Origin of the sequence: Bradyrhizobium huanghuaihaiense (assembly GCF_025200885.1) — a bacterium.
Lineage (GTDB): Bacteria > Pseudomonadota > Alphaproteobacteria > Rhizobiales > Xanthobacteraceae > Bradyrhizobium > Bradyrhizobium huanghuaihaiense.
The window spans coordinates 1,472,346-1,493,929 of sequence record NZ_CP104172.1 but is presented as its reverse complement, the minus strand read 5'-3'; the positions used below and the strand labels follow the sequence as shown (position 1 = coordinate 1,493,929).

Below are 21,584 nucleotides of genomic sequence, written 5' to 3'. Positions count from 1 at the left end.
AGGATCTACGGCCAAGGCTCCTCTCGCGACCGCCGCTCGAACAGGCGTTGAGGGGAGCCCGCCCCATGCGCTCATACGGCGTGAGAGAGCGCCCGCGCGGCCGGCCTACGCGATCAAACGCTGCACCAATTCCGACTCACTCGAGTACGTCAGGAGCGCCTCGTGAGTCGCTCGAGTAATCCCAACATAGGTCAGCCGGACACACTCCTCGACGGTCTCGCCGTGGCGACCGAGCAAGCCCAAGCCGGCAATGGCGACGCAGGGAAACTCCAGCCCCTTCGCGGTGTGCATGCTCAAGAACCGCACGGCCACCCGCTTGACCGAAACTCTGTTGCGATTGTCCTTGGCCATATCGATCGGCACATCATGCCTGGCGAGTATCTGCTCGACCCGCCCGCCGATCCAGTGCTCGGGGTAGAGACACGCCATCTGCGACCACTCGTACCCGGCCTTTTTCCTATCGAGAAACCACTCGGCGACGCAGTGAGCCTCTGCGTCGATGCTCACGCACCGCCGTACGGCCGGCTCCACTCCCTTCCGGCCCGCATCTTCGGGCAACAGGATGGCGTGCTCATCGTCGGCCGTGATGCCCGGGGCGCCAATGACGTCTGCAGCGAAGCGTTTCGCGAAGGCAACGATTTGCGCGGTGTTGCGGTAGTTGACTTTCAATACGCTCGTTCTGCCCTTGGCCTCAATTCCGAGTTGGCTCCATACCGGGCGTTCGCGCCCTTTGTAGATGGCCTGGATGTCGTCGTAGACGACCATCAGCGCCTTCGTGCGCGGGTTCACCATCCTGGCCGCGAGCGCGAGCCATTGCGGCTCGAAGTCGTGTGCCTCGTCGATCAGGACAGCGTCGTACTGCTCCGTTGGGATATGGCCTTGATCTACCGCCTTCATGACCTCTGAAACGCTCGCAGCCAGCCGCTTGGCGTAGTCCGGATAATCTCGCTCGGATGGGGCTGGAACCCCGTAGGTCCGCAGCATCCGGTAACACCAGGAATGAAAGGTGCGGACCTGAACACGGTTCTCCACGCCTCTGCTCTGCATGGCATCCTCAAGTCGCCCGGCGATGCCATTGGCGTAACACAGGATGAGCACCGGCTTTGCCGCCGCACGTGCCAGATACTCGGCTCGAAAGGCAAGGATCAGGGTCTTGCCCGATCCGGCGACGCCTCGAATAATTCGATGCCCCTCTCCCAGACTGCGCGCGAACTGCTCCTGATGCAGGTCCATGACTGCAAGCGTCCGGTCCGAAGGATCGGCCCGAGGCGCGTCGTCCAGAGGCAGGGCAATCTGCCGTATGCGGATTTCCGGAAATAGCAGCGCCCGCAGGCGGTCGAACTGCGGCATGGACAGCGGCTGTTCGGGACGCGGATGAACCATGCGCCACAATCTGGTCCGGAATTCTTCGGGATCCACGGTCTCCGTCATTTCATCCTTGAAAAGACACAGATGCTCGGCCAGCACCTCCTTGAGATTAGTCTGATCGAACTGCTTGCGCGTGATATTCGTGAATACGGCCCCGAAGCCGAACGGAACAATGGACCGGCCCACGAAGCGATGGCCGGGCGGAAACAACAATTGCCCGTCGCGCTCCAGCGTGCGCACGACCTCGAACGTGTACCTGCGAGCCTGCTCGAGGGGATTGCTCTCCCGTACAACACCACGACTGGTCAGCAACTCGACCTTGGTCTTGTCCGCCGAAACAATCGTCTCCAGGCGCCAGTCTTTCACCTCGAGCACGAGCAGGCCGTTCGCGGGGTGAACAATGATAAAATCCGGATGCCGGTTGAGAGGGCCGACAGGGAGATTGTGCCAAACGACAGCGTTCTCTTCGAGGAAGTCCTTGAGTCGTTCCGCCAGTCGTAGCTCCCCACGACTGTCGAAGCGTGCGAAGCCGAGACTGGGGATCAGGATGGCCATGTTACGACCGCGAGCGCCATTGCGGACCACCTTGTGAGGCTACTTGCGTAGCATGGCGGTCTCTCCAGGCTCACATGGTTGCCTAGAGTGTGCAGGTTTTCAATGGCTTAGGATTTGTCTGGCGCTCCCTAGGGGAATCGAACCCCTGTTTCAGCCTTGAGAGGGCCGCGTCCTAACCGCTAGACGAAGGGAGCGTGAGGGACAGGACATAGCCGCGAATTTTGCCGGCGGCAAGCCTCGATCGGGGGTTTTCAAACCTCCCCCGCAGCGTCGTCCTGGCGAAAGCCAGGACCCATTACCCGAATGTTCGTGGTTAAGGCACATCGGAGTGCCGATCTCGTCCGCGCAACCGGACTCGGTGGTTATGGGTCCTGGCTTTCGCCAGGACGACGATGGAGGGGTCCGGGCCCCCTAAGGCTCATTGGCAAATTTGAGCTTTCCGGCCGGCCTCAAGGTGTGCGCATCAAAAGTGCGGATCTCGGTGACCCCGCCGATATCGAGCGTGATCACCAGGCGGTCGCCGGCGACCCCGGTCGCGACGATCCTGGCGCCCTTGGGCAGGGTGGCGGTGACGTCGCCGGCGGCTTCGACCGCCCTTCCCTCCGACTTGAAAAGGCGGTAGCCCACCGCGATCAGCACGGCGCAGATCGCCAGCGCCGTGGTCAACCCCGCGATCAGCATCATCCGCCGCACCCGCGCGAACAGCGCGGCCTGCTCGGGGGTCGGTTCGGGAATAGCGGTTTCGGTCGTCATGGAAAGTCTTGGCCCTAAAAGTCTTGGCTCTGCGCAGAGGTTGGAGGTTGTCGTCGCCGGCGACGAGGGGTCGCCCCGGCTCGACCGCGTGCTGGCGGCGCACCTCACCGACCTGTCGCGATCGCGGCTGAAAGCCCTGATCCTGGCGGGCGCGGTGAGCCTGAAGGCTTCCGCCATCCGCGACCCCGCTTATCACGTCGCATCCGGCGATACGATCATAATCGACGTGCCGGAGGCGGCGCCCGCCGAGCCGAAAGGCGAGGATATCGCCCTCGATATCGTATTCGAGGACGACGACATCATCGTCATCAACAAGCCCAAGGGCCTGGTCGTCCACCCCGCGGCCGGCCACGAGACCGGCACGCTGGTCAACGCGCTCATCGCCCATTGCGGCGCCTCACTGTCGGGCATCGGCGGGGTGCGCCGGCCCGGCATCGTGCACCGGCTGGACAAGGACACCACAGGGCTGATGGTGGTCGCCAAGAACGACCTCGCCCATGCCTCGCTGTCGGCGCAGTTCGCCGACCACGGCCGCACCGGCGAGATGCGGCGCGGCTACATGGCCTTTGCCTGGGGCGTGCCGAACCGGCATCGCGGCACAGTTGATGCGCCGATCGACCGCCACCCGCACGCCCGCGAGAAGATGGCGGTGCGCCAGGGCGGCCGCGAGGCGGTCACCCATTGGGAAATCCTGGAGAGTTTTGCCGGGCGCGACGGCAAGCCGATCGCCGCCCTGCTGTCCTGCGAGCTCGAGACCGGGCGCACCCACCAGATCCGCGTCCACCTCGCCCATATCGGCCACCCCCTGATGGGGGACGCCGTCTATGGCCCGCATTTCAAGACCAAGGCGAACCACCTCGGGCCGGAATCGCAGGGCGCCTTGACCGCGCTCGGGCGGCAGGCCTTGCATGCTTATCTGCTGGTATTGGAGCACCCGAGGACGGGAGAATTACTCCACTGGGAGGCGCCTCTGCCGGAGGATTTGCTTCTCCTGGAGAGCACTCTCAAAGCGGCGCTATGACGCAGGCCGTTTAAGAAAGGCGTTACATTACAAAAAGTTATAGCTGCCACACGGGGACGTGACGTCAGCAATCCTTCCCTTTTCGACCCCCCTTGGGGTATATTGCGCCTGCGTTGGAAATGACCAGCGCGGAACATCGCAGCCCGGCCGGCTTTGACACAGCGGTCGTCTGCCTGGCCCGCCGCTATCGGGGGCCTGAACCTTTGGAGGGCGCACTATGGCCCGTACCGCTGCTTTGCCGGTCCTCAATGGAGAATCCGGCCTTTCTCGCTACCTCGCCGAGATCCGCAAGTTCCCGATGCTGGAGCCCCAGCAGGAATACATGCTCGCCAAGCGTTGGCGCGAGCATGACGATCGCGACGCGGCGCACCAACTCGTCACCAGCCATCTCCGCCTCGTGGCCAAGATCGCCATGGGCTATCGCGGCTACGGCCTGCCGATCTCCGAGGTCGTCTCGGAAGGCAATGTCGGCCTCATGCAGGCGGTGAAGCGTTTCGAACCCGAGAAGGGGTTCCGTCTCGCCACCTACGCCATGTGGTGGATCAAGGCGTCGATTCAAGAGTACATCCTGCGTTCCTGGTCGCTCGTGAAGATGGGCACCACCGCGAACCAGAAGAAGCTGTTCTTCAACCTGCGCAAGGCGAAGAGCAAGATCAACGCGCTGGACGAGGGCGATCTCCGCCCCGACCAGGTCGCGACCATTGCCAAGCGCCTCGGCGTGACGGACCAGGACGTGATCGACATGAACCGCCGCCTCGGTGGCGACGCGTCGCTCAACGCCCCGATCCGTGACGACGGCGAAGCCGGCGAATGGCAGGACTGGCTGGTCGACAACACGCCCAACCAGGAAGCCCTGATGGCGGAGCACGAGGAGTACGATCACCGCCGTGACGCGCTGAACGGCGCCATGGGCGTGCTCAACCCGCGCGAACGCCGCATCTTCGAGGCCCGTCGCCTCGCCGATGAGCCGATGACGCTGGAAGACCTTGCCGCCGAGTTCGGCGTCTCGCGCGAGCGCGTCCGCCAGATCGAGGTCCGCGCCTTCGAGAAGGTGCAGTCTGCGGTCAAGGGCACGATCGCAAGGCAGGAACAGGCCGCGCTGGAAGCCGCGCACTAAGCGGGGCTTGCGCGACAAGAGATTGGCGGATCGAAAGAGACGAAAAGCCGGCGGCAACGCCGGCTTTTTTGTTTGGGTGTGAGCTGCGGCATGTTTCGCGGCGATGCCCGCGGGGCACCTTGAACGCCTGTGACGGGTCGCCCGACAAACTCTTGTCGGGCCACATCCAGAGAACGGACACGCACCGTGTCGATCATCCTGCAATCCACCGTCGGCGGCTTCGAAGCCCAGTTCATGCGCAAGCTGCCGCTGGTCGAGCAGGCGATGCGCGAGCACGGGCTGGAGCCGTCCGAGTTCGTGATATCGAAGGATTATGCGGGCACAGCGACCATCCCGCTCATGGGTCCGTTCTTCTTCAGTTACAGCGTGTTCTTCGGCGACGAGACGTTCACCGTCACCGAGCCGAACGACATGGTGTTCCTGGACTACTTCTTCAAACGCGTGCTCGCCGCCGACGGGCCGCCCGAATTGCCGCAGCGGCCGGGCTTGATCCGGCGACTGTTCGGCTGGATGGCGCAACCGGTGTAGTCATTCCGGGGCGCGCGTAGCGCGAGCCCGGAATCCATCGGGTCGCAGAGTTGGTGGACGAATGGATTCCGGGTTCGCGCCAAGAGGCGCGCCCCGGAATGACGGGGGCCTACTCCCCCCAAATCCTCGCCAGCGTCGCGAGCCAGCAGCCTTCGCAATAGCGCGCGTCCTTGTAGTCGATCCAGTTGTGCGCATAGACGTGGTCGAGCGGGATGTCGTAGCGCGCGCGCAGCACCTTCACGAGGATCTTCCATGCCGCGACCTGCGCCTCGGTCGGTCCCGTCGTGACATCCGGATAGTTGCCGGCGAACTCGACGCCGATCGAATTGTCGCGCACGACCTGGCGATAGGTCGGCCTGTTATCGATATACTTGTTGTCGTTGCGGTTGGCGCCGTCGCCATGGGTCGGCACCAGGGTCTCGGCGACCGCCCAATAGACCGTGCCGTCGGTCTCGACCCACACCGTGACGCCGCGGCGCGTCGGATTCCTCGATTGCTCCGCGGCGCCGCCGCGGGCCGAGCCCGCCGGCCCCTCGGTCTGGTGCACGATGATGTTGCGCCACGAATGGGCGCTGCGGACATCGCCCCAGGGCGCGAGCCAGACCATCTTCAGGCCGGGAATGTCGGGCGTGCCGGCGGCGCGCGCGATCTTCGCGAGCTCGGCGTCGGTTGCGGCGGCAGGTGCGGTCAGGAAGAGTGCGGCGAGAATGGCCGCGAGCAGGCGAGACATCATCATGCGGGTCCAATGACGGACCAGATCGTAGCAGGCTTTACGCGAATGTGCGCTTGCCCTCGGCCGGGCTGATCGGCTCCGGCGCGAGCGGCGGGGCCGGATCGTAGACCGCAAAATCGTTCTTGCCGTTCTTCTTGGCGGCATAGAGGGCGTGGTCGGCATGCGCGATGAGGCGATCCGGGAATTGGCCGATGCCGCGGTCCCACTCGGCGACGCCGATCGAGATCGCGATCGGGATCTCCTTGGCCGTGCATGCGGCGGCATCCTGACGGCAGACCTCGAGCACGCGGCGGGCGATCGCGGCCGCCTCGCGCAGGGACGACGATGGCAGCACGATGCAAAACTCGTCGCCGCCGGTGCGGGCGAGCATGTCGCCGGGCCGCAACCGCGTCTGCGCCATCAGGGTGAAGTGCCGCAGGCATTCGTCGCCCGCGGCATGGCCGTGGGTGTCGTTGATGGTCTTGAAGCCGTCGAGGTCGATCACCAGCAGCGAGAACGGCTCGCCGCTGCGCTCCGAACGGGCGCATTCCTCGGACAGGCGCTGCAGCAGATGGCGCCGGTTGGCGACGCCGGTGAGATCGTCGAGCAGCGCGAGGTCGGCGACCTCGCCCCGCAGCCGGTCCATCGCCATCAGCAGGAAGCCGAAGTTGAGCGTCATCGACAGGAACAGCAGCCCCAGCACCATGACGGCATGGTTCTGACCGGCCGCGACGGCCGAGAAATCATAGCCGAGCAGATTGCCCACCGTACGCACCAGCAATAGCCCGATGATGCTGAGAATGACGATGCCGGACAGCCGCGCGCCCGGGCTGACGCGGCCCTCCGGCGGCAGCAGCAGCAGATGCAGCGCCAGCACCAGCGGCAATCCCTGCCCCATCGTGTAGCTGAGCATGCGCAGTTGCATGTGCTCGAAGCCGATCATGAAGAACACGACGCCGGCAAGGCTCAGGCATTGCGCTGCGATCATGATGCGCCAGGAGACCGGCCGGTCATAGAAGCGCTGAATGCCCATGGCCGCGAAGCAGCTCGCCGCCATGACGCCGGCAGCGCCAAGCAGGAGCGGCACAGGGGATGTGACGAACAGACGGATCAGGGCCGTCATCGCCCCGGCCGCGCCGACGAAGGACGATGCCATCCAGAACCGCGCGGCGGCGAATTTCGGATAGGAGCGCGTCACGTAGGCCCAGATCAGGCCGAGCGCGAGGAAGTTGACGACGAAGACCGTCCAGAGTGTCGGTACGTTCAGCATGGCGAGCGCAGCGCGCACAGCGTCGCGTCCCCCATTCCTGGCAGCCGTCCGTCCATGACCCATCCCCGTCTTCTTGCGGGGAACAATGCGCGGGTTGCACTTAACGGAGTCTCACTGCGATCCTTCAAAGCGCGCCTTTGGTTTTGGATTCATGAACGGCGCGGCCGCGTTGTCGGATCGTTAGGCATGTCGCCGCCGTCCCGCGCGACGCGTTCGATGCGGATTCGCGGGCAAAAATCACCCGAAAATGCATCTGAGCTGTGGATAACGCGATGACACGGATGTGACAGCACAGGGCAGAGCCCTGCGAATCTGCTGAGTTTATGGTCGAGGATATTGCGAGGCTGGCCCTCCGCCGAGCATCCCTCGTGTCGCGTTCCACCATTAAACCCTAAGAGGATACTATGGCTAAGAAAGCGAAGAAGGCGGCGAAGAAGAAGGCGAAAAAGGCCAAGAAGGCGAAGAAGAAGTAACGAGGCTTCTTTTTCTTTGCCCGGGTGGAGCTCGCTCCGCCCGGGCGTCGGGACAGATTGGTTCGAAGGTGGCGGGCGCAAGGCCCGCTTTTTTATGGGTTACTTTGCGACGAGCTCCGCTCTCTCACTCCCTCTCCCCGCCCTTCGCGGGGAGAGGGTGGGCTGAGGGGTTTCTCTCCACGCGCGCGATTGTCGATGGACCTGTACCCCCTCCCCGCATCCCATCTGCGATGGGATGCGACCTCTCCCCGCAAGCGGGGAGAGGTGAAGAAGGCAGACGGGCAGAAGCAAGTTACCGCTCCGCAAACGCCAGCTTGGCGCCGAGTGCGGCAAAGCCCGCCGCAAAGCTGCGGCGCAGCCAGGCCATCACGGCGGGGCGGGAGATGACGCGCTCGCGCACCGAGGCCGCGCACAGGCCATAAATGGCAAACACCACAAAGGTCATCGCCATGAAGGCACCGCTCAACTCGAGCATCCGCGCCAGCACATGGGCCTCGTCCGCCGCGACGAACTGCGGCAGGAAGGCGAGGAAGAAGATCGACAGTTTTGGATTGAGAATGTTGATCAGAAAGCCGGTGACGACGACCCGGCCGCTCGACCTCTCCTTGATCTCGCTCTCCACCGCCAGCGTCCCGGTTTCGCGCAGCGCCTGCCAGGACATGTAGAGAAGATAGAGCACGCCACCCCATTTCAGCGCGGCGAAGGCGAGCGCGCTGGTATGGAGCACGGCGGCAAGCCCGAGCATGGCAGCACACATGTGCGGCACGATCCCGAGCGTGCAGCCGAAGGCGGCAGCGAGGCTGGCGCGCGAGCCGCGCGTCAGTGCCGCCGCCAGCGTGTAGAGCACGCCGGTGCCGGGCGAGGCGACGACGATGAGCGAGGTGAGCAGGAAGGACCAGGACATGGGCCAAGGCTATCACCCCGCCTCGCGGCAGGAAAGTCGGCCCATGCGATCGGCCGTCAGGACAGTTGCGCGATCTCGGCCTCGCGCAGCACGTCGAGCGGCGCCCAGGGCTTGGCCCAGAATTTCGCGCCATCGGGCAAGGGCTGCCTCAAGGGACGGCCAGAGGTGACGACGACGTCGAGCCGGGGATTGCGGTCCTTGGCGACATGCGCAAGCTCGACCCCGTTCATGCGCCCCGCAAGCTGCACGTCCGTCATCATCAGGCAGAGCGCGCCGGCGTTCTTCTCCAGCACGCGCTCGGCCGCCTCGGCGCTCTCGCACTGGATGACGTCGTAGCCGCTCTCTTCCAGCAGGAGGCACAACATTTCCCGCTGCATGATGTCGTCTTCAACGATGAGCGCTGTCGCGCGAAATGGCTTTGCTTGTCCCATCGACGGCTCCAATGCTTGCGTCGGTAACGTATGTTAAAAGCCCGGAGCGGCTACGGTTCGGTTTCATTTCAAAAAAATGTAAATCGTGGTTCCATCATCGGGGACTTGACGGGGGAGATCATGACTGCGATTCGCGGCGCCGCCGCCATTACGGGAGCCGCGAGCGGCATCGGCCGCGCGCTGGCCATCGAGTTCGCCCAGCGCGGCTGCGACCTCGCACTTGCCGACCGCGACGAGGCCGGGCTGAGATCGCTCGCCGCCGAGCTCGGCACGAGCCGCAAGGTCAGCGTGCATCGCGTCGATGTCGGCGAGGCGAGCGACATCGCGCGCTTCGCCAGCGAGGCGACGGCAGCGCATCCATCGCTCGGCATCGTCGTCAACAATGCCGGCGTCGCGCTGCTGGGGACGTTCGAGGAGATCGACCAGGTGCAGATGGCGTGGCTGTTCGACATCAATTTCTGGGGCGTGGTGCACGGCACGCGCGCCTTCCTGCCGCATCTGAAGACGCTGCCCGAGGCGCATGTCGTCAACATCTCCTCGATCTTCGGCATCATCGCGCCGCCGGGACAATCGGCCTATGCCGCGGCGAAGTTCGCGGTGCGCGGCTTCTCCGAGAGCGTGCGCCACGAGCTTGCGGTGGCGGGCAGCCCGGTGAAGGTCTCGGTGGTGCATCCCGGCGGCATCGCCACCGCGATCGCGCGCAATTCCCGTACCGGGGTCGGCGTCACCGACAATGCGCGCCGCTCGCAGATGATCGAGCGGTTCGAGACCGCGGCGAAGACCACGCCGAAGGACGCTGCGCTGCGCATCATCAAGGGCATCGAGCGGAACGAGCCCCGCATCCTGATCGGCAACGACGCAAGGTTCATGGACCTGCTGCAGCGCTTACGCCCGGGAACGTACTGGGCGCCGCTGCAGCGCAGACTGGAGAAGATGGCGAAGGGGGCGAAGTGAGTGTGATGGTGTTATGGGTGAGGGAGTGAAGCGACAGCGCCGCTATAATCTCCGCCGTCGTCCCGGCGAAGGCCGGGACCCATAACCACCGAATTCAGTTTGGCGATGACTGGTCATTCGGTACTGCTGACGTCCACAATCGATAGATTCCGCGGTATGGGTCCCGGCCTTCGCCGGGACGACGCTGAGGGGATATCGCGCCCCCTTCACTGCCCCGCCAGCCGGTCCGCGAAATACCCGATCGTCTTGCGGTAGACCACTGCCCTGTTCCACTCGCGCATCGCCTCGAAATTCGCGGTGCCTTCGCCGTAGGGCTGGCCCATCTTGAAGCCGCTCGTGTGCAAGAGGTTCGCGGTCGAGGCGAGCACATCGGGGACGCTGTGGCGGAGATCGACATGGCCGTCGCCGTCGAAATCGACGCCGTACTTGATGTAGGACGACGGCAGGAACTGGGTCTGGCCGATCTCGCCGGCACAGGCGCCGATGAGGTCGCGCAGCGGCAGGTCGCCGCGCTGCACGATCTTGAGCGCGGCAAGCAGCTCGCCCTGGAACAGGTCGGTGCGGCGGCAGTCATGCGCGAGGGTTGCCAGCGTGCGGATCACCGGCAGCTTGCCGATGTCGCCCTTGCCGAAATCGCTCTCCAGTCCCCAGATCGCGACCAGGATGTAGCGGGGCACGCCGAACTGCTGCTCGATGCGCGAGAGCAGCGCGGCGTGACGCTGCAGCAGCGCCCTGCCGCCATTGATGCGCCCCGGACCGACGCGGGTCGACACATACTGCTCAAAGCTCTTGTTGAAGGTGTAGCGCTGGCGCCGGTCGAAGGCGAGCACGGCGCCGTCCTGGGTGATGCCGCTGAACGCCGCGCTGGTCACGTTTCCCGAGACGCCGGCGCCTTGCGCTTCCGAGGCCATGGTGGCGATGAAGCTGTTGAAGTCGCCACCGCAGCGCGCGGCCTGCGCCGAGCCGCCGGCCAGCGAAAGGACGACGGCGGTGGCGAGAAGCGATCTCAACATGCGGGGAAATCCTCTGAAAATAGGCGTAGGGAACGCGGATCATGCCCGGGAACAGGATTCGCGTCAAAGCGGCAAAACCTCGCCAGAACCAACCATGCGCCGGGTGCGACTAAAGGGAGCGCTCACCCCGTCCCCAACGAATCGAGATGACCATGCCCATTCCGTACCGGATGCTCGCTGTCCTCGCCTTGGTCTCGTTCCACGCCGTCACCACCGCCGCCGCGCAAACCCGCGATGTGGCGGGCGGGCGCGACTATCCCGGCATCGGCCGGTTCATCGGCAGTGTCATCACCGGCTATGTGGTGAAGGATTTTGACGCGGCGCGGATGCAGGCGGCTCCCTTCAAGGACGGCCAGCCCACCGATGCCCGCCGGCTCGAAGGCCGCATCGTCCGCATCGCCTATCGCACCAATCCCGGCCCCTCGATCCTGGAAGTGTCACGCAATTTCGAGACGCAGCTCGCAAAGGCCGGGTTCGAGACTCTGCTCGCGTGCGACACCGAAGCCTGCGGCGCCATTCCCTTTACCGAGAGCGTCGACACGCTGCCGATCCCGCAGATGTGGATCGACGGCTTCAACTACCGCTATTTTGCCGGCCGCAAGAACGAGGGCGGGCGCGAGACCTATGCCAGCGTCCTCGTCAGCCAGAACAACCAGGAGATCTACGCGCAGGTCACCGTCGCCGAGTTGGGCGCGATCGCGAACAAGATGGTCGATGCCGCCGCGATGGCGAAGGGTCTTGGTGAGACCGGCCACATCGCGCTCTACGGCATCTATTTCGACACCGACAAGGCGGTGCTGAAACCGGAAAGCCGCCCGACGCTGGAGCAGATCGCAAAGCTCTTGACCAGCCAGCCGCAGCTCAGCGTCTTCATCGTCGGCCACACCGACAGCCAGGGCGCCTATGAATACAATCTCGACCTCTCCAAGCGCCGCGCCGAGGCGGTTGCCGCCGAGCTGGTGAAGAGCTTTCGCATCGCGCAAGGACGGCTGCGCACCGCCGGCGTCGGATTGCTGGCACCGGTCGGCTCGAATGCAACGGATGCCGGCCGCGCGCTGAACCGGCGGGTGGAGCTGGTGGCGCCGTGATGGGGATGCACTCGCGAATTTGATGCGCATCAACATCGCTAGGCGGGCAACATGCGAGGGGGAGCCTACGCCCTCTCCTCTCGTCATTCCGGGGCGCGCGTAGCGCGAACCCGGAATCCATTGAGCAGCAGAGCTGGTGGATGAATGGATTCCGGGTTCGCGACTTCGTCGCGCCCCGGAATGACGGATGAGAGGATGACCTCTATAATGTGGATGCTTGCGCTGCGCCGTCGGTTGACGCAGCCAAGGCGAGCGCGAAGCCACCAACCATGCCCAGCGACAGCCCTCCGTCACCCCGCCCCCGCCTCCTCCGCATCCCGCTGTTCCGCCTGCTCGCCATCAACCTCGCGATCGGTGCCTGCGCAGCAGTGCTGCTCGTCGGCGGGCTGCTCTGGCTCAACCCCGGGCATCTGCGCGAGCTGATCTTCGCCGACCGCATGCCCGGCATCGCGCTTGTTCTGCTGCTCGCCTCCTTCCTCATCACCTTCGGTTCCGCCGCAATGGGCAGCGCGATCATGGCGCAGGGACGCAAAGAGGATGATGATGGGCACAGCGGCGGGGACAGATCGCGGCTCGCCGTTCAGGAAGTGGCGCAGCGCCCGCGCACACCTTGAAAATACCCGCACCGCGATGGAACTCGGCTGCGCCCAAGGGAACCCCATGTCTGCAGCAGACGGGAAGACGTGCAGCGGGGCGCAATTCTCTACAAGGCGTGCAACGCCCGCTGCATTGCGAGAACGGTCAATATGAACAAAGCGCTTTGATGATCCAAACAATTGCTTCGACGTGCATCGGAACTTAACTTTACGATCACCGCATATCTGCTGCGCTCGCTGCGACACCAACGCTCCGACGATTTGGCTTGCCACGGCATGACGCAATCTATAATCTTCTATTTTAGGTTGTTGCCCTGCCAGCCCCGGGCGACGCTGAAGACCAAAAATAGACGGCGGGCTTTGCGGCCCGCCGTTTATTGAGGGTTCGCACCGGACCTTCGAAAAGCGCATGGCGCTTCCCTCCTGCAAGCAGATGTCGCCGATCGACGGCGCGGAGCCCTCCGCAAGACCACGGCTGCATGCTGACAATCGCGAAAGCCATTTGACTGCGGCGTCCTGATCGACGACAAGCCGCCATGGCCAAGAAACCCGGAACCAACCCCAAAGGCGAATTCGCCTTCTTCAACGTCGTCTATGAAGACGGCTCCCAGCGATCCAACCGCCGCGTGCCCGCCGAGCTGCTCGGCGGCCTCGACGGCGACGAACCCGCCCGCAGCTTCATCATGGAGCAGGACCGCGAGATCGCGGAGAAGTCGGGACGGCCGGCGCTGGAGATCAAGAGTCTCGATCGTGTCGGCGCGAAGAAGAAATAGGATTTCCAGCGCGACACGCGGAGCGTCAGCACAAACAAAAACGGCGGGCCTTGGCCCGCCGTTTTCGTCTGGATGGATGCCCGCGTCGAGCCCGGGCACGACGATCCGAATTAGTTGTCGAGGAACGACCGCAGCTTCCGGCTCCGCGACGGATGCTTCAGCTTACGCAGCGCCTTGGCTTCGATCTGGCGGATGCGCTCGCGCGTCACCGAGAACTGCTGGCCGACTTCTTCCAGCGTGTGGTCGGTGTTCATGCCGATGCCGAAGCGCATGCGCAGGACGCGTTCTTCGCGCGGGGTGAGCGAGGCTAGCACGCGCGTGGTGGTCTCGCGCAGGTTCGACTGGATCGCGGCGTCGATCGGCAGGATCGCGTTCTTGTCCTCGATGAAATCGCCGAGATGTGAATCCTCTTCGTCACCGACCGGCGTCTCCAGCGACAACGGCTCCTTGGCGATCTTGAGAACCTTGCGGACCTTCTCCAGCGGCATGCCGAGCTTTTCGGCCAACTCCTCGGGAGTGGGCTCGCGGCCGATCTCGTTGAGCATCTGGCGGCTCGTGCGCACGATCTTGTTGATCGTCTCGATCATGTGCACGGGGATGCGGATGGTGCGCGCCTGGTCGGCGATCGAGCGGGTGATCGCCTGCCGGATCCACCACGTGGCGTAGGTCGAGAACTTGTAGCCGCGGCGGTATTCGAACTTATCAACGGCCTTCATCAGGCCGATGTTGCCTTCCTGGATCAGGTCGAGGAACTGCAGGCCGCGGTTGGTGTACTTCTTGGCGATCGAGATCACGAGACGGAGGTTGGCTTCCACCATCTCCTTCTTGGCCTGACGGGCCTCGCGCTCGCCCTTCTGCACGGAGTGCACGATCTTGCGGAACTCGACGATCTCGAGGCCGGTCAGGGCCGCGAGCTGATGCACCTCATGGCGAAGGTCCTTGATGCGGTCCTTCTCGTGATGGACGAAGTTCTTCCAGCCTTTTGCAGAGAGCTTCGAGACGCGGTTGAGCCAGCGCGGATCGAGCTCCGAGCCGGTGTAGTTGCGCAAGAAGTCTTCGCGCGCGACGCCGTGGCTGTCGGCAAGGCGCATCAGGCGGCCCTCGTGCGAGACGAGGCGCTTGTTGATGTCGTAGAGCTGCTCGACGAGCGAGTCGATACGCGCCTGGTTGAGGCGCAGCGACTTCACCTCGACGATGATCTCGTCCTTGAGCTTGCGGTACTTGCGCTCCTGGTGCGGCGACAGCGAGGGCCCGTGCGAGGTGCTCTCGAGCTGGTTCTGGATGTCCTGCTCCTGGAGCTTGCGCAGCTTCTTGTAGCTCTCGGCGATCTTGTCGAAGATCTCGACGACCTTGGGCTTGAGCTCGGCCTCGATCGCCGCGAGCGACATCTGGTTCTCGAACTCGTCGTCCTCGTCCATGTCGGCTTCGGCGGCGGCCTCGCCCGGATCCTTCTCGGCTTCGCCGTTACCGGCGGGGGGCGCGGCGCGGAACGGGGTCGGCGACGGCGGAGCTGCGGGCGGGGCGACATGCGCGGGCGCAGCACCGGTCGCGGCTGCGGCCTCGCCGCCCTCGGCCGAGGCTTCGCCGCCCTCGCCGGCGGGGCCGCCGATCATCGCGGTGTTCATGCCGCCCTTCGCGTCCGGACCGGCATAGGTCGCTTCGAGATCGATGATGTCGCGAAGGAAGATTTTTCCTTCGTTGAGCTCGTCGCGCCAGATGATGATGGCCTGGAAGGTCAGCGGGCTTTCGCACAGCCCTGCGATCATCGCCTCGCGGCCGGCCTCGATGCGCTTGGCGATCGCGATTTCGCCTTCGCGGGAGAGCAGCTCGACCGTGCCCATCTCGCGCAGATACATGCGCACGGGATCGTCGGTGCGCTCGCCCGGCTCGCTCTTCTTGACCTCGGTGACGGCCTTCTGGGTGACCTCGACGAGCTCGTTGTCGGTCTCGTCCTCGCCGCCCTCGTCCTTGTCCTCCTCGCCTTCGCTGTCGTCGGCTTCGGTGACGTTGATGCCCATGTCCGAGAGCATCGACATGATGTCCTCGATCTGTTCGGGCGAGGTCTGGTCGGACGGCAAGACTTCATTGAGCTGATCGAAGGTCACGAAGCCGCGCTTCTTGGCCTGCTTGATCATCTTCTTCACTGCCGCATCGGACAGATCGAGCAAGGGAGACGGCGCGTCCTGGGAATCCTTCTCGGGAGCATCCGCTGCCTTGTCGTCTTTTTCCTTGTCCTTCGCCTGCAGCGTCTTTGCCTTGGTGGCCATCCATTGCTCCTAAACGCGCTTCATGCGAGACGTTCGCCGCGCCCGCGTGAATTCACTTGAACCTGTTGCTCGACGCTCTCGCTTCGGCAGCTCTCGACACGGAAAGGGCGGCGCACATGTCTCTCGCCACCCCCAACTCTCTCTCGCCGGAATTGCCTAACGCTTCGTGAGCCTCTTTGTCGCAGCGGATGCAGGTGTAGTGCCAACAGCTATTGCGCGGATTCATTCCTGACGCGTCTGTTCTGCCTGCGGCCGCCTCTGGGCCAAAGTGCTACAAGACCGTTAAGCCTCGATTAACCCTGTTTTTGCCGCCAAACCTTGGATTTGGCGAGTCTTTTAGCGGTTCCGGCCCCGGCCGTCCGCATGATTCTTTCATCACACGCTCTTCTGGAACCGACCCGACAGTTCGCCAAAACCCTCGATCAGGGCCTCGGTACCGTCGACTTCGGCCATCCGGGCCTTGACGTCACGCAGCCATGCCAAATTGGCCTCGCTGGGGTCCTCCCCCAAGGCCAGCTCGGCGTCCTTCAGCTCTCTAAGTAGTGAATGCCATTGCCGATGCAAGGCAACCAGCTGATGCCAGGTCGCAAGAACGTCATCCCGAGCCGCCCCCTCGCGGGCACCCCACACCGCCGCGGTGGTGATGGCACCCTCAACCCTTTGAAGAACTTGAGAAAACCCACCCTTCGCGAGGTCGCCGCGCATCTTCTCGGCCTGCTCCTCCGGGTCCGGCGAGTGGTAATGGTCGTTGACGAAGGCGCTGATAATGGCGGCCCGGAGCTTGTGGGCCTCGGGATGGGCGATCTCCAGGGCGGCCACCTCCTCGAGATGGTCGTGCAGCAGCCAGGGGTGATTGATCAGGCATTGCAGGATCAGGGCCTCTCGGCGGGAGATGGCGCTCCGCTGTCCACGCATGATCGGGCTGGCCGCGAGCTGGGGGCTCGCCGCCTGGTAGGGGCCGGAGGGCAGCAGGGTCGGCCCCGGCGGGCCGCGGCGGCCGCCGCCAAATCCTCCGCCAAATCCCTGGCCTCCGAATCGATTCGCACCGCCCCCGCCTCGCGGCTGGAATGACCGGCCGCCCTGACCAGGGCGGAAATTGCCGCGGCCGCCAAAGCCGCCGCGCCCGCCGTCGGGCGCAAACGTGCGCTGCAGCCGCTCGACGAAGTCATCGCGATAATAGCGCCGCACCACCTCGTCGCGGATACCGTTCGTGAGCTCCTTGATGCGCGCCTCCAGCGCAGCGCGGCGCTCGGGCGTGGCAAAGTTGCCGCCTTCGAGCTCGCGCGACCAGATCATGTCGGCGAGCGGACGCGCCGCCGCGATCACCTCCTCGATCGCGCCGCGGCCACCGGAGCGCACGAGATCGTCGGGGTCCTGCCCTTCCGGCAGCAGCGCAAAACGAAGACTCTTGCCGGGAGCAAGGAAAGGCAGCGCGAGATCGGCGGCACGATACGCCGCCTTCTGCCCGGCGCGGTCGCCGTCGAAGCAGAGGATCGGCTCGTCCGCCATCTTCCAGAGCAGCGCGAGCTGGCTTTCGGTCAGCGCAGTGCCGAGCGGGGCAACGCTGCCTGCAAAGCCCGCGGTGACCATGGCGATGACGTCGACATAGCCTTCGACCACGATCAGCGATGCGCCGTCATGGGTCGCTTTGCGCGCGGTCTGGTGGTTGTAGAGATTGTCGCCCTTGTGGAAGAGCGGCGTCTCCGGCGAATTCAGGTATTTTGCCGGAACGTCCTTCTCCAGCGCGCGCCCGCCGAAGGCGATGACGCGGCCGCGCAAATCCGTGATCGGAAACATCACGCGATCGCGGAAGCGGTCGTAAGGAACGGGAATGTCGTTGCCGGCCACGAGCAGCCCGGTCTCGACCATGTCGTCGACGGAGATTCCGAGCTTGCCGAGATGCTCCTTCAGCGCGAAGCGATCGGGCGAGGCGTAGCCGAGGCGGAACTGCAATTGCGTCGCCGGCGAGATGGCGCGGTCGGCGAGATAGCCCCGCGCTTTCGCCCCGACGCGCGAGGCCAGCGTTTCCGCAAAATATTTTGCAGCGAGATCCATGACGTCATGCAGCGAGCGCCGCCGCTGCTCCTCGCGCGCCGCGTTGGGCGTCACCGCCGGCAGCGGCAGGCCCGCCATGTTCGCGAGCCGCTCCACGGCCTCGGCGAACGGCAGGCCGTCGGTCTCCATCACGAAATTGATGATGTCGCCGTGCTTGCCGGAGGAGAAGTCGTGGTAAAAACCCTTCTGGTCGTTGACGTAGAAGGACGGCGTCTTCTCCTGCTGGAACGGCGACAGCCCCTTCCACTCCCTTCCTGCCTTCTTCAGCTTGACGCGCTTGCCCACGACTTCGGAGACCGAAAGCCGGGCACGAAGCTCGTCGAGGAACTGGGGCGTGAAGCGCATGGGGTGAGTTTAGCGGACCGTTTGAGTCGGGCGAAGGATCAGGGATATAGGCGTGGCTTGCCTAAAAGTCAGCTTTAGGCGGGTTATCCGGGTTATTCGACCTATTCACAGGCCCTCTCACCGTCACCCTGAGGTGGCCGCTTCTTCAGCGGCCCTCGAAGGGCGACGGCCCGGCTGCATCCGGGCCGATTCATCCTTCGAGGCTCCCATGCGGCGCGGCGCGCCGCATGGGAGCGCCTCAGGATCACGGGACGAGTGACGGCAACGACGGAAACGCTTGAACCCCGCCCGGTTCCACGCTTCCATATCCCCATGTTCAGGACCTTTCGAGGCGGCCACAGCGGGGGCTGGCGCGTCACCTCGATTTCATCGGTGACGGGCGAGCCCCTGCCCTTCATGCCGGCGCTGTCGGTGACCGACAGCGACGCGGTGTCGTTGCCGCTGGTGCCCTCGCGCAATGCCTGGCGGCTGGTCGGCGTCGCAAGCACTTTGCGCTACACTGAGCGGCCCGAGAAGGAGCAGCTCGTGGCCGTGCAGGCCGCGCTTGGCCGCCCTGAGGCCACCAGCGCGGCGCTGATCCCGATCCGCAAGTCGCAGGCCTGGTGGGATCTGACGCAGGAGGAGCGTCGCAAGATCTTCGAGGACAAGTCGCACCATATCGCCAGCAGTCTTCGTTTCCTGCCCGCCATCGCGCGCCAGCTCTATCACTGCCGCGACCTCGGCGAGCCCTTCGATTTCCTGACCTGGTTCGAATTCGCCCCCGCGGATGCCTCGTTGTTCGAGGAGTTGGTGGCGATGCTGAGGCAGACCGAGGAATGGAGCTATGTCGAGCGCGAGGTCGACGTGCGCGTGGTGAAGGAAGTGCTGTCGGCGTAGAGCGTGATCCGGAAAAGTGCGCAGCGGTTTTCCGACAAGATCACGCTCAGAAAGCAAACTAGTGGTCGAGAAAACGGCCCGACGCGATGCGGGGCAGATCAGCGACGGGCCAGTTGTAGATGTAGGTCCAGGCCTTCTCAGATGTGCCGTCCGGCAGCGTCACGTCGATCAGCTCGCGCAGATATTCGGTCGGCTCCGGAAAACCTTCGCCGCAGGCTTCATACATATCGAGCTCACCCAGCAGCTCGTTGGGCACGCGCAGCTGGAAGAGCTCGCCGTGCACGAGGTCGGATGCGGCGTCCGATAGCAGCAATCCCGGATAGTGCTTGATGAGGAACAGCCGGCCGCGGCAGGTTGCTTCGCCGACAAAATCCGCGTGCTGCGCAAGCAGCCGCGCCATCGGATGGTCGAAGCCGCGCATCAGGGTGCCGTAGACGAAGAGACGGTTGGAGGTCATGGGGGGTCTATAGCTGCGATTGATGCGGAACGACAGCGCCGCGTCCTCGGTGTCGTCCCGGCGAAGGCCGGGACCCATAGCCACAGGGAGCAGTTTGACGAGGACTGGGAGTGAAGATGTCTTCCTGGGGTACTGACACCACATGTCACCGAAAGATCACGCGGTATGGGTCCCGGCCTTCGCCGGGACGACGTAAGGGAGCAACGTGCCCAATCCCCTCACCCCGCCTTCACCACGTCGGCGCCGCCCACCTCCTCGCTCACCACCACGAATTTCTTCAATTCCATCCGGCCAAAGCTAGTTGAGAGCGCGACGTCGGCGGCGTCGCGGCCCGTCGCCATCAGGATGCGGCCGATGCGGGGGGTGTTGTGGCGGGCGTCGAAGGTGAACCATTGGCCTGAGAGCCAGGCCTGAAACCAGCCGGAAAAATCCATCGGGAACGGTTCGGCCGGGATGCCGATGTCGCCCATGTAGCCGGTGCAGTAGCGCGCGGGGATGCCCATGCAGCGGCAGAGCGCGACGGCAAGATGGGCGAAGTCGCGGCAGACGCCGGTCTTCTGCTCGTAGACGTCGTGCGCCGACTTCATGTGATGGGCGTGCTCATAGCCGAAGATGACATGCTGATGCACGAATGCGGTGATCGCCGCGACTCGATTCCAACCGGGCTCCGTCTTAGCGAACAGCGACCAGGCGATGTCCGTGAGCTTGTCGGTCTCGCAATAGCGGCTCGGCATCAGATAGAGCAGCACTTCGTTCGGCAATTGCTCGATCGGGATCTGCCGCGCATCCGGCATCACCTCGTCGGGCAGGCCGCTGTCGCGCACCAGCGCGCTGCCCTTCAGCGTCACGCCGCCGGCCGGCGCCATGAGGCGGCCGCACACATTGCCGAAACCATCGTGATAGAAGCGGATCGGAACGTCGGGCTCGGCAACCACCGTCTCCCGGCCGATGATGTCGGCCTGCCGCGAGGGGTGGATGTTCAGCATGATCACCATCGGCGTCGGCTGCACCGCCGCGTAGGTGATCTCGAAGCCGACCCTGATCTCCATCTACGAAACCTCTGTCTCCATCTCTGCGTCGCTGTCCTGGTCGTCCGAGACCACCTTGATGTTCACTTCCATCTCGTCGAAGGCGTCCTCGGAGCCGATATAGACGCCGTGCAGCGGGATCGCCTGACGCGGATCGCGGGCGACCGCGACGCGGATGAGGTCGCGGGTCCCGACGATGCCGTTGGTCGGATCGAACTCGATCCAGCCCGCGCTCGGCAAATAGGCCTGCACCCAGGCATGGGTCGAGCCACCGCCGACATGGCGCTGCGCGATGTCCTCGGGCACGAAGATGTAGCCCGAGACGAAACGCGCGGCGATGCCGAGCTGGCGAAGCGCCTCGATCATGAACAGCGCATAGTCCCGGCAGGTTCCAGTGCCCGACTGCAAGGTATGAAGCGGATGCTGCGTGCCGGGCTCGTGACGCTTGCGGTATTTGAACCGCTTGCGGATGGCGTGCGTCATGCCGCTCAGGATCTTGAAGGTCGGCGTCGGCGCCTCCTCGTCGAGGAAGCCGCGCGCCCATTCTCCGATCTCGCCGTCGGGATCGGCATATTGCGGCGTGATGTACTGGACGAGATCGGCAAACTCCTCGTCGTCATAGACGAACGGATAGAAATAGGCGGCATCGTCCGCGGTCAGCGCGAACTCGTCGACCGGATTGTGCTCGACCGTGACGTGCCAGTCGAAGGTCAGATGATCCGCGCGCTCGTCGAAACTGGCGATCGCGACCGAGTTGCCGAACACGTCGTGGATCCAGCGCAGCGACATCGGCTCGGGCGAGATCTCGAGCCTGGAGTCGAGCACGCGCAGATCATGCCCGTCGCGCGGACGCAGCATGATGCGGTGTTCGCCGAACGCCACGGGGCGGTTGTAGCGATATTCGGTCTTGTGATGAATCGTCAGCAGCGGCATCGTCCGGCAATCATGGTGATTTTGGGCGGGCCAATCTATACCGATTCCTGCCCAATTTTCGGGGTGA

20 protein-coding genes and 1 tRNA gene are annotated in these 21,584 nt (G+C 64.4%); 8 read left to right on the top strand and 13 right to left on the bottom strand.

Translation table 11 applies throughout. The annotated features are described in order from the left end of the window. Nucleotides 1-105 precede the first annotated feature (105 nt). The 3 genes from N2603_RS07100 to N2603_RS07090 all read right to left on the bottom strand — a co-directional run bounded on the left by N2603_RS07100 (nucleotide 106) and on the right by N2603_RS07090 (nucleotide 2,676). On the bottom strand, nucleotides 106-1,923 hold the full coding sequence (locus N2603_RS07100; protein ID WP_260388190.1) for a DEAD/DEAH box helicase: 1,818 nt from the start codon (nucleotides 1,921-1,923) through the stop codon (nucleotides 106-108). A 119-nt stretch (nucleotides 1,924-2,042) separates the two neighbouring features. Next, nucleotides 2,043-2,117 (bottom strand) — tRNA-Glu (locus tag N2603_RS07095). A 217-nt stretch (nucleotides 2,118-2,334) separates the two neighbouring features. Continuing rightward, the gene (locus N2603_RS07090; protein WP_260388189.1) at nucleotides 2,335-2,676 is read right to left on the bottom strand and encodes a hypothetical protein; all 342 of its coding nucleotides are present in this window, start codon (nucleotides 2,674-2,676) and stop codon (nucleotides 2,335-2,337) included. Here N2603_RS07090 and N2603_RS07085 point away from each other — a divergent pair. From N2603_RS07085 to N2603_RS07075, 3 genes are all read left to right on the top strand, one after another. After that, nucleotides 2,675-3,697 carry an RluA family pseudouridine synthase gene (locus N2603_RS07085; RefSeq protein ID WP_260388188.1) on the top strand — a complete coding sequence of 341 codons (1,023 nt, stop codon included), beginning with the start codon at nucleotides 2,675-2,677 and terminating at the stop codon, nucleotides 3,695-3,697. The genes N2603_RS07090 and N2603_RS07085 overlap by 2 nt on opposite strands. Nucleotides 3,698-3,914: 217 nt before the next feature. Further along, nucleotides 3,915-4,814 (top strand): RNA polymerase sigma factor RpoH, encoded by a 900-nt coding sequence (gene rpoH / locus N2603_RS07080; protein WP_018643767.1) that lies wholly within the window; start codon nucleotides 3,915-3,917, stop codon nucleotides 4,812-4,814. A 186-nt stretch (nucleotides 4,815-5,000) separates the two neighbouring features. Next, nucleotides 5,001-5,342: a hypothetical protein gene (locus N2603_RS07075; RefSeq protein ID WP_018643769.1), complete on the top strand. Its 342-nt coding sequence runs from the start codon at nucleotides 5,001-5,003 to the stop codon at nucleotides 5,340-5,342. A gap of 109 nt (nucleotides 5,343-5,451) precedes the next feature. On the opposite strand, the gene N2603_RS07070 is transcribed toward N2603_RS07075, so the two are convergent. The 4 genes from N2603_RS07070 to N2603_RS07055 all read right to left on the bottom strand — a co-directional run bounded on the left by N2603_RS07070 (nucleotide 5,452) and on the right by N2603_RS07055 (nucleotide 9,132). Beyond that, on the bottom strand, nucleotides 5,452-6,078 hold the full coding sequence (locus N2603_RS07070) for a peptidoglycan recognition protein family protein (RefSeq protein WP_260388187.1): 627 nt from the start codon (nucleotides 6,076-6,078) through the stop codon (nucleotides 5,452-5,454). Between the two features lie 34 nt (nucleotides 6,079-6,112). After that, entirely contained in the window at nucleotides 6,113-7,324 is a 1,212-nt protein-coding gene (locus N2603_RS07065; protein ID WP_260424159.1) for a GGDEF domain-containing protein, read from the bottom strand. A gap of 765 nt (nucleotides 7,325-8,089) precedes the next feature. Then, nucleotides 8,090-8,701 (bottom strand): LysE family translocator, encoded by a 612-nt coding sequence (locus N2603_RS07060; RefSeq protein ID WP_260388186.1) that lies wholly within the window; start codon nucleotides 8,699-8,701, stop codon nucleotides 8,090-8,092. 56 nt (nucleotides 8,702-8,757) lie between these two features. After that, nucleotides 8,758-9,132, bottom strand: a complete 375-nt coding sequence (locus N2603_RS07055) for a response regulator (RefSeq protein ID WP_018643773.1) — start codon at nucleotides 9,130-9,132, stop codon at nucleotides 8,758-8,760. Between the two features lie 120 nt (nucleotides 9,133-9,252). On the opposite strand from N2603_RS07055, the gene N2603_RS07050 reads away from it, so the two are divergent. Further along, on the top strand, nucleotides 9,253-10,086 hold the full coding sequence (locus tag N2603_RS07050) for an SDR family NAD(P)-dependent oxidoreductase (protein WP_260388185.1): 834 nt from the start codon (nucleotides 9,253-9,255) through the stop codon (nucleotides 10,084-10,086). Nucleotides 10,087-10,292: 206 nt separating this feature from the next. Here N2603_RS07050 and N2603_RS07045 read toward each other — a convergent pair whose 3' ends face one another. Beyond that, nucleotides 10,293-11,099 carry a lytic murein transglycosylase gene (locus N2603_RS07045; protein ID WP_260388184.1) on the bottom strand — a complete coding sequence of 269 codons (807 nt, stop codon included), beginning with the start codon at nucleotides 11,097-11,099 and terminating at the stop codon, nucleotides 10,293-10,295. Nucleotides 11,100-11,251: 152 nt separating this feature from the next. On the opposite strand from N2603_RS07045, the gene N2603_RS07040 reads away from it, so the two are divergent. The 3 genes from N2603_RS07040 to N2603_RS07030 all read left to right on the top strand — a co-directional run bounded on the left by N2603_RS07040 (nucleotide 11,252) and on the right by N2603_RS07030 (nucleotide 13,556). Beyond that, nucleotides 11,252-12,187, top strand: a complete 936-nt coding sequence (locus tag N2603_RS07040; RefSeq protein ID WP_425249000.1) for an OmpA family protein — start codon at nucleotides 11,252-11,254, stop codon at nucleotides 12,185-12,187. Nucleotides 12,188-12,456: 269 nt separating this feature from the next. After that, nucleotides 12,457-12,801, top strand: coding sequence for a hypothetical protein (locus N2603_RS07035; RefSeq protein WP_260388182.1), 345 nt, complete (start codon nucleotides 12,457-12,459; stop codon nucleotides 12,799-12,801). Between the two features lie 518 nt (nucleotides 12,802-13,319). Further along, on the top strand, nucleotides 13,320-13,556 hold the full coding sequence (locus tag N2603_RS07030; RefSeq protein WP_018643778.1) for a hypothetical protein: 237 nt from the start codon (nucleotides 13,320-13,322) through the stop codon (nucleotides 13,554-13,556). Between the two features lie 110 nt (nucleotides 13,557-13,666). On the opposite strand, the gene rpoD is transcribed toward N2603_RS07030, so the two are convergent. Together rpoD and dnaG are read right to left on the bottom strand one after the other, a co-directional pair. Then, nucleotides 13,667-15,823, bottom strand: coding sequence for an RNA polymerase sigma factor RpoD (gene rpoD / locus N2603_RS07025; protein WP_260388181.1), 2,157 nt, complete (start codon nucleotides 15,821-15,823; stop codon nucleotides 13,667-13,669). A 375-nt stretch (nucleotides 15,824-16,198) separates the two neighbouring features. Next, the gene (dnaG, locus tag N2603_RS07020) at nucleotides 16,199-18,223 is read right to left on the bottom strand and encodes a DNA primase (protein WP_260388180.1); all 2,025 of its coding nucleotides are present in this window, start codon (nucleotides 18,221-18,223) and stop codon (nucleotides 16,199-16,201) included. Between the two features lie 312 nt (nucleotides 18,224-18,535). On the opposite strand from dnaG, the gene N2603_RS07015 reads away from it, so the two are divergent. Next, on the top strand, nucleotides 18,536-19,099 hold the full coding sequence (locus N2603_RS07015) for a chlorite dismutase family protein (protein WP_260388179.1): 564 nt from the start codon (nucleotides 18,536-18,538) through the stop codon (nucleotides 19,097-19,099). A 58-nt stretch (nucleotides 19,100-19,157) separates the two neighbouring features. Here the strand turns inward: N2603_RS07015 and N2603_RS07010 are convergent, their stop codons facing one another. From N2603_RS07010 to N2603_RS07000, 3 genes are all read right to left on the bottom strand, one after another. Then, complete coding sequence (locus N2603_RS07010; protein ID WP_260388178.1) at nucleotides 19,158-19,556, bottom strand: gamma-glutamylcyclotransferase family protein; 399 nt, start codon at nucleotides 19,554-19,556, stop codon at nucleotides 19,158-19,160. 218 nt (nucleotides 19,557-19,774) lie between these two features. Then, the gene (locus N2603_RS07005; protein ID WP_018643783.1) at nucleotides 19,775-20,605 is read right to left on the bottom strand and encodes a transglutaminase-like domain-containing protein; all 831 of its coding nucleotides are present in this window, start codon (nucleotides 20,603-20,605) and stop codon (nucleotides 19,775-19,777) included. After that, a complete protein-coding gene (locus tag N2603_RS07000) occupies nucleotides 20,606-21,517 on the bottom strand; it encodes a transglutaminase family protein (RefSeq protein ID WP_260388177.1) in 912 nt (303 codons plus the stop codon). Nucleotides 21,518-21,584: the final 67 nt, after the last annotated feature.